Origin of the sequence: uncultured Georgenia sp. (assembly GCF_937958535.1) — a bacterium.
GTDB lineage: Bacteria > Actinomycetota > Actinomycetes > Actinomycetales > Actinomycetaceae > Oceanitalea.
Map to the genome: position 1 here is coordinate 1 of NZ_CALGNQ010000082.1, position 7,391 is coordinate 7,391.

Annotated in this window: 5 protein-coding genes and 1 pseudogene; 5 read left to right on the top strand and 1 reads right to left on the bottom strand. The window is 75.0% G+C overall.

What is annotated here, in order from left to right:
* Positions 1-373 precede the first annotated feature (373 nt).
* Complete coding sequence (locus Q0195_RS04865; RefSeq protein ID WP_299275344.1) at positions 374-2,977, top strand: penicillin acylase family protein; 2,604 nt, start codon at positions 374-376, stop codon at positions 2,975-2,977.
* A 30-nt stretch (positions 2,978-3,007) separates the two neighbouring features.
* Here the strand turns inward: Q0195_RS04865 and Q0195_RS04870 are convergent, their stop codons facing one another.
* Positions 3,008-3,649, bottom strand: coding sequence for a 5-formyltetrahydrofolate cyclo-ligase (locus Q0195_RS04870; protein ID WP_299275346.1), 642 nt, complete (start codon positions 3,647-3,649; stop codon positions 3,008-3,010).
* An 86-nt stretch (positions 3,650-3,735) separates the two neighbouring features.
* Here Q0195_RS04870 and galU point away from each other — a divergent pair, with 86 nt between their 5' ends.
* The 4 genes and pseudogenes from galU to Q0195_RS04890 form a co-directional block, all read left to right on the top strand.
* Positions 3,736-4,701: a UTP--glucose-1-phosphate uridylyltransferase GalU gene (galU, locus tag Q0195_RS04875; protein WP_299275347.1), complete on the top strand. Its 966-nt coding sequence runs from the start codon at positions 3,736-3,738 to the stop codon at positions 4,699-4,701.
* Positions 4,698-5,912, top strand: a complete 1,215-nt coding sequence (glp, locus tag Q0195_RS04880; RefSeq protein WP_299275350.1) for a gephyrin-like molybdotransferase Glp — start codon at positions 4,698-4,700, stop codon at positions 5,910-5,912. The genes galU and glp overlap by 4 nt, the downstream gene beginning before the upstream one ends.
* Complete coding sequence (locus tag Q0195_RS04885; protein WP_299275353.1) at positions 5,912-6,529, top strand: GNAT family protein; 618 nt, start codon at positions 5,912-5,914, stop codon at positions 6,527-6,529. The genes glp and Q0195_RS04885 overlap by 1 nt, the downstream gene beginning before the upstream one ends.
* A gap of 9 nt (positions 6,530-6,538) precedes the next feature.
* A pseudogene (locus Q0195_RS04890) lies at positions 6,539-7,391 on the top strand (hypothetical protein); the annotation flags it as partial.

The following is a 7,391-nucleotide window of genomic DNA, read 5'->3' on the forward strand; positions in this document are numbered from 1 at the left end:
TCGAGGCCGACGGGTATGTGAGCCGTCGCCCGTGCGAGGACGACGGCCGCCGCGAGCAGCGCGTGCCGCCGGCGCCACAGCGCTCGCCGCACGCGGGCCGTGCGCCGCCGCGACGGGGGCACGGGGCGGGCGGCCATGCGTCTCTCCTCTGTCGACCCGCTGCCGCGTCGGTACGTGCGGCGGCGGTGGGGGTGGGCCTTTCCGGGGTGCTGGACACGACTCGGACACGTCGTCGTCCGACGCTACCGACGGCGTCCGTGCCGCCGGAGGGTCGAAGCGGCGCTGTGGACGCCCAGCACGCCACCGCGGGCGGGGGAGGAGCCCGCGGCGCGGGTCGCCGCCGGCGTCGGCCGATGCGGATACGCTCGGGTGCGTGCTCCGCTCCAACCTCCTGCAACGGCTCGTCCTCGTCGTCGCCGCCGTCGTCGTCGTGGTGCTCGTCGCCGGCGCCGCGCTGGCGGTGGTGCTCGTGCGGCGTCCGCTGCCCGACCACGGCGGGGAGACCACGCTGCAGCTGTTCACCCGCGACGTCGAGGTGCTGCGCGACGAGCGCGGCGTGCCCCACATCTACGCCGACACCGACGCCGACCTCTTCCGTGCCCAGGGCTACGTCCACGCCCAGGACCGCTTCTTCGAGATGGACTACCGGCGCCACGTCACCGCCGGGCGGGTGTCCGAGCTCGTGGGGGAGAACGAGAACGCGCTGGCCGCCGACCGCGTCATCCGCACGCTCGGCTGGCGGCGCGTCGCCGAGCAGGAGTGGGACCTCCTGTCGGAGGAGACCCGGGCGCTGTTCGAGGCCTACGCCGACGGCGTCAACGCCTACCTGGAGAACCGGGAGGCCAGCCAGCTCGGTGTGGAGTACACCGTGCTCGACCTGGTCACCGAGCTGCGGGAGATCGAGCCGTGGACCCCGATCGACTCCCTCGCCTGGCTCAAGGCGATGGCGTGGGACCTGTCGGCCAACTACGACCAGGAGCTCGGCCGCGCCACCGCCGTGCGCGTGCTCGGCGGGGACGTCGCGCGGGTCGAGGAGCTCTACCCGCGGTACCCCGAGGAGACGAACCTGCCGATCATCCCGCCGCCCGAGAGCGCGGCGGAGGCCGACGTCGAGGACGCCTCGTGGAGTGCGCCGGCCGAGGCGGTCGACGCCGTCGAGAGCGCCTACCAGGCGCTCCAGGCCAGCCCCCGCCTCCTGGGCGACGGCGACGGGATCGGCTCCAACTCCTTCGTCGTCTCCGGCGAGCACACCGCCTCCGGGCAGCCCCTCCTGGCCAACGACCCCCACCTCGGGGTGAGCGCCCCGGGGATCTGGCACCAGGTGGGGCTGCACTGCCGCGAGGTCAGCACGCTGTGCACCTTCGACGTCTCGGGCTTCGACTTCGCCGGCATGCCCGGCGTCATCATCGGCCACAACGCCGACCTCGCCTGGGGGCTGACCAACCTCGGCGCCGACGTCATCGACTTCTACCTCGAGCGCGTCTACGACGACGGCACCTACCTGCGGGACGGGGAGCGGGTCCCGCTCGACCGCCGGACCGAGACCATCCGCGTCAACGGCGGCACCGACGACGCGCTGAGCGTGGCCTCCACCGTCCACGGCCCGATCGTCTCGGGGATCCTGCCGGACACCGCGGCCGCCAACAACGCCCCCGTGCCCGACGGCTCCCCGGCCCCCGGCTTCGGCGGCTACGCCGTGGCGATGTCGTGGACCGCGCTCACCCCGGGCCGCACCGCCGATGCGATCTTCGCCCTCAACCGCGCCCGCGACGCCGACGACGTCGCGGCCGCCGCCGCGCTCTTCGAGGTTCCCGCCCAGAACATCGTCTTCGCCACCACCGCCGGCGACATCGGCTACCAGGCCCCCGGCCGCATCCCGGTGCGCCAGGACGTCGAGGACGGGCCCGTGCCCTCCGACGGCAGCTGGCCGCGCCCCGGCTGGGACGGCCGTTACGACTGGGCCGGGTACGTCCCGGCGAGCGACATGCCGCGCGCACTCAACCCGCCCGAAGGCTTCATCGTCGCCGCGAACCAGGCCGTGCAGCCCGCCGGCCAGGGCCCTTTCCTCACGGGTGACTGGGACTACGGCTTCCGCTCCCAGCGGCTGCGCGACCTCATCGCGGAGGCGACGGCCACGGGCACCCCGATCGACGCCGAGTGGGCCAACGCCGCGATGGGCGACGAGTTCAGCCCGTACGCCGAGCTCCTCGTGCCCGCGCTGCTCGACGTCACCGTCACCGACCCCTTCGTCCGGGAGGCCGTCGCCCTGCTGCGCGACTGGGCGGACGAGGGGTACCAGCAGAGCGGGGACTCCGCCGCCGCCGCGTACTTCGCCGCGGTGTGGGCCAACCTCCTCGACCTCACCTTCCGCGACGACCTGCCCGCCACGCTCAGCCCGGACGGCGGTAGCCGGTGGCTCGTCGTCGTCAGCTGGCTCCTCGAGGACCCGACGAACCCGTGGTGGGACGACCGGCGCACCATCAACCTCGTCGAGAGCCGTGACGAGATCCTCCTCCAGGCGCTCACGGCGGCCCGTAACGAGCTCACCCAGACCCTGGGGAAGAACCCGGAGGACTGGCGCTGGTCCCAGCTGCACGTCGTCGCCCCGCAGCACCCGGTGCTCGGCGCCGACGTCCCGGCCCCGCTCCAGTGGTTCGCCAACCCGGGCCCCGTCGGCGTCGGCGGTGGGTCGAGCATCGTCAACGCCACCGGGTGGGACGCCGGCGCGGAGAACGACGGACGGCGTGACTACAGCGTCACGGCCGTGCCCTCGATGCGCATGGTCGTCGACCTGGGCGACCTCGACCGCTCCCTGTGGGTGAACTTCACCGGCGTCTCCGGCCACCCCGCCTCGGCGTACTACTCCGACCAGCTGGAGGCGTGGGCCGCCGGGGAGGCCTTCCCCTGGCCCTTCAGCCGCGACGCCGTCGAGGAGGCCGCGGGGGCGACCAGCACCCTGCGCGCCCCCGGCGGCTGACCGGCAGGCCACACCGCCCGGGGGCGGCGGTCAGGCGCCGGCGGAGAAGGAGGAGCCGGTGAGGAGGAACCACCGCTCCTCGGTGATGACGGCGTCGACCGGCTGGTCGTGCTCGGCCCGGGGGAGCAGGTCGTCGGTGATGAGCTCGGCCTCGTGGACCATGGCGAAGACCGGGGTCTCCGGGCGGCGGTGGAGCAGCGCGCGGTCGTACCACCCACCGCCCTGCCCGAGCCGCACCCCGGTGCGGTCGATCGCCAGCGCCGGGGCGATGACGACCTCCGCCTCGGCGAGCGCCTCCGCCGGGAGCACCTCACCGGAGGGCTCGGGCGGGCGCCCGGGGGCACGCTGGGCGAGGTCGTCACGGCCGGTGTACCGCCCCCAGCAGCGCACCAGGCCGGGGCCGAGTACCGGGAGCAGGACGGTGATCCCGCGTGCGTGGAGGGCACCGAGCAGCTCTCCGGTGTCCGGCTCGGCGGCGACCGACACGTAGGCGGCGACGCAGCGGGCGTCGCCCACCGCCTCCACGCCGTGCCGGGCGAACGCCTCGGCGGCCAGCTGCCGCTGACGGGCGGACCGGGAGGAACGGTAGGACCGGACGGCCTCGCGTAACGCCTGCTTCGCGTCCTCCAGCTCCAGGCCGGACGTGCTGGGCAAGCGGATCGCCGTCGACATGGCGCCATTGTCACACGTGCGTCCGGGGTCGGGACCGGATCGACACCCGGGCACCTCCGGTCCGCTCCGGTGGGTAACCTTCGTTCATGGAGCACCAACACCTCACCCCGGTCCGCAAGGCCGTCGTCCCGGTCGCGGGGCTCGGCACCCGGTTCGCGCCCGCCACCAAGGCGGTCCCCAAGGAGATGCTCCCGGTCGTCGACCGGCCGGCCATCCAGTACGTCGTCGAGGAGGTCTCGGCCGCGGGCATCCGCGACGTCCTCCTCGTCACTGCACGCGGGAAGTCGGCCATCGAGGACCACTTCGACCGGAACATCGAGCTCGAGGACGCCCTCGAGGCCAAGGGCGACGCCGAGCGGCTCGCCGAGGTGCAGCGCCCCACCGGCCTCGCCGACATCCACTCGGTGCGCCAGGGCACCCCCAAGGGGCTGGGCCACGCCGTGCTGTGCGGCAAGGAGCACGTCGGCGACGAGCCCTTCGCCGTCCTCCTCGGGGACGACCTCATCGACGCCCGCGACCCGATCCTGCCCACGATGATCGACGTCCAGCAGCGGCTCGGCGGGTCCGTCATCGCGCTCCTCGAGGTGGAGCGCTCCCAGATCAACCTCTACGGCGCCGCCGCGGTCGAGCCGGTGAGCCTCGCCGGCGTGCCCGACGGCGACGTCGTCCGGGTCACCGAGCTCGTGGAGAAGCCGCCCGTGGAGGAGGCCCCGTCGAACCTCGCGGTCATCGGGCGCTACGTCCTGCACCCCGCGGTCTTCGAGGTGCTGGAGAACACCCCGCCCGGCCGCGGCAACGAGATCCAGCTCACCGACGCCCTGCAGACCCTGGCCCGCATGCCTGCCGAGGAGGGGGGCGGCGTCCACGGCGTCGTCTTCCGCGGTCGCCGCTACGACACCGGTGACAAGCTCGACTACCTCAAGGCGGTCGTCCAGCTCGCCGTCGACCGCGAGGACCTCGGCCCGGAGTTCTCCGCCTGGCTCGAGCAGTTCGTCGCCGGCCGGCACGTGGAGCTCAGCTCCGACCCGGCGGCCAGCGTCCCGCCCCGGTGAGGAGCGTCCAGGAGCACCTGGCCGCATGCCTCGCGGCCGTCGCGCTCCAGCCCCCGCTCGAGGTCGTCCTCGCCGACGCCGTCGGCTGCGTCCTCGCCGAGGACGTCCTGGCGCCCCGTGACCTGCCACCGGCCGACGTCGCGGGGCTCGACGGCTACGCGCTGCGGTCCGCCGAGGTCGCCACGGCCTCGCCGGCGTCCCCGGTGACGCTCCGGGTGCTGGACGAGATCCGGGCCGGCAGCGTCGAGCGCACCCGGCTCCCCGCCGGCACCGCCGTGCGCATCGCCTCCGGGGCCCCGCTGCCGGTCGAGGCCGACACCGTCGTGCCCGTCGAGCAGACCGACCGGGGCACCGCCAAGGTCGAGGTCCGCACGGCGGCAGGGCCCGGTGAGAACGTCGACCGCCGTGCCCAGGACGTCCGCGCCGGGGAGGTCGTGCTGCCCGCCGGTGAGCGCGTCGGTGCCCGCCAGGTCGCGCTGCTCGCGGCGGTCGGACGCGGCCGGGTGACGGTGCATCCCCGGCCGCGTGTCGTCGTCGTCTCCGTGGGGGACGAGCTCGTCGAGCCGGGCCAGGACGCCGAGCCCGGCCAGGTGTACGACGCCAACGGCCACGCGCTCGCCGCCGCGGTACACGACGCCGGCGCCGCCACCTACCGGGTGGCCGCCGTCCCCGACCAGCGCGGCCCGCTGCGCGACACCCTGGAGGACCAGCTCGTGCGCGCCGACCTGGTCATCACCACCGGCGGTCTGAGCCACGGCTCGAACGACACCGTCAAGGAGGTCCTGGCACCGCTCGGCACCGTACGCTTCGACAACGTCGCCATGTGGCCCGGTCGCCAGCTCGGGGTGGGGCACATCGGGGACGGGACCCCGCTCTTCGCGCTGCCCGGCGACCCGGTGGCCGCCCAGGTCGCCTACGAGGTGTTCGTCCGGCCCGCAGTGCTCTCCATGGCCGGGTACACCGACCTGTACCGGCCCACCGTCACCGCCGAGACCACCACCGGCTGGTACTCCCCGGCCGGCCGCCGCGAGTTCGTCCGGGTCACCCTCGCCGGGTCCCCGGCCGAGGGCTACCGGGCCACCCCGGTGGGCGACCCGGGCCGGCTGCTGCTCTCCGCCCTGGCGCGGTCGAACGCGCTCGCGGTGGTCCCGGAGGACGTCACCGACATCGCACCGGGCACCCGGCTGTCCTGCCTCGTCCTCGACGGCTGATGGTCCTGCTGGAGGAGGCCGGCGTGCGGCTGCGGCCGCTGCGCTACCGCGACCGCGCCGCGTGGCAGGAGCTGCGTGCGCGTAACGCCGACTGGCTGCGCCCCTGGGAGGCGACCAGCCCCGTCCCGCAGGCGCCGGCGAGCTTCCGTCACTACGTGGCCGAGAGCCGGCGCCTGGCCCGCCGGGGAGAGGCGCTCACCTTCGTCATCGAGGTCGACGGCGAGCTCGCCGGCCAGCTGTCGGTGTCGCCGATCCTCCTGGGCTCGCTGCGTGGCGCCGCGATCGGCTACTGGGTGAGCCGGCACGTCGCGGGTCGGGGCGTGGCACCCACCGCCGTGGCCCTGGCCGGGGACTACTGCTTCACCGAGCTCGGCCTGCACCGGCTGGAGATCAACATCCGGCCGGAGAACGCGGCGAGTCTGCGCGTGGTGGAGAAGCTCGGCTTCCGCGACGAGGGCCTGCGCCGCCGCTACCTCCACATCGACGGCGACTGGCGCGACCACCGCACCTTCGCGCTCGTCGCGGAGGAGGTCCCCGGCGGCCTGCTCGAGCGCTGGCGACGCACGCGGGCGAGACACGCCGGGGACGGTCCCGACGGTGCACCGCCCCCCGGCTAGTTTCGTGTCGTGGACGTACAGGGATGGGTGGTCGTGGGACTGGCCGTCATCCTGTTCGGCTACCTCGTCCCACACCTCGTGCAGACCCGCCACCAGCTCGGGCAGTCGCGCGTGGAGGACCGCTTCTCGGGGACGCTGCGCATCGTGGCCACCGGGGCGACGGTGCGGCGGTCCGCACCGGGGGAGCACCACGGGACGGCGGGGAGCCGGCCCTACCTGCACGGTCCGCGACGACGAACGGAGGCACCCGCGGTGAACAGGCCCACCACCCAGAGCGAGCGGGCCGCTGCCGTGGCGCGGCGGCTGGCCGCCGCCCGCGCGGCGCGCGCCGCCGAGATCAGCCGGCGCCGGGCCGCAGCCCGTCGGCGCCTGGTCCTCACCCTCGTGCTGCTGGCCGCCACCACGGTCGGCTGGCTGGCGTTCGGTCTGGCGAGCGTGACGGTGGTGGCAGGCGTGGTGCCGACGCTGCTGCTCGGCACCGTCCTCGTCCTCGGCCGACGGGCCGCGAAGATCGCGGCGCGGCGCAACGCGGCGGACCGCGCGGTGATGACACGGCTCGAGCGCGACCTCGCCGACCTGTCCGCCGCCGCCACCCGCGCCACCGACCGCCGGGCCGGCCGCACCGCGCGCTCGCCGCGCACCCGGTCCCATGCGCCGGCGTCCACGGACGCCGGCTCATCCGCACCGCAGGCGAGTGGTGAGGGTGACGCTGCGCAGGCCGCCGACCAGGGCGCCACGCCGGCGGCGCAGGAGGGCCCCGGGCCCGCGGAGACGAGCAACGCCGAGCAGGCCACGCCCGCGGCGCCGTCGGTGTCGGAGACCGGCCCCGCCGCCGACACCGACGCCGAAGCGACCACCGACG

Bases quoted from the DNA above. Each gene is read 5' to 3' on its own strand.
- Q0195_RS04885 (WP_299275353.1), top strand. From the start codon at position 5,912: ATGGTCCTGCTGGAGGAGGCCGGCGTGCGGCTGCGGCCGCTGCGCTAC.
- galU (WP_299275347.1), top strand. From the start codon at position 3,736: ATGGAGCACCAACACCTCACCCCGGTCCGCAAGGCCGTCGTCCCGGTC.
- Q0195_RS04870 (WP_299275346.1), bottom strand. From the start codon at position 3,649: ATGTCGACGGCGATCCGCTTGCCCAGCACGTCCGGCCTGGAGCTGGAG.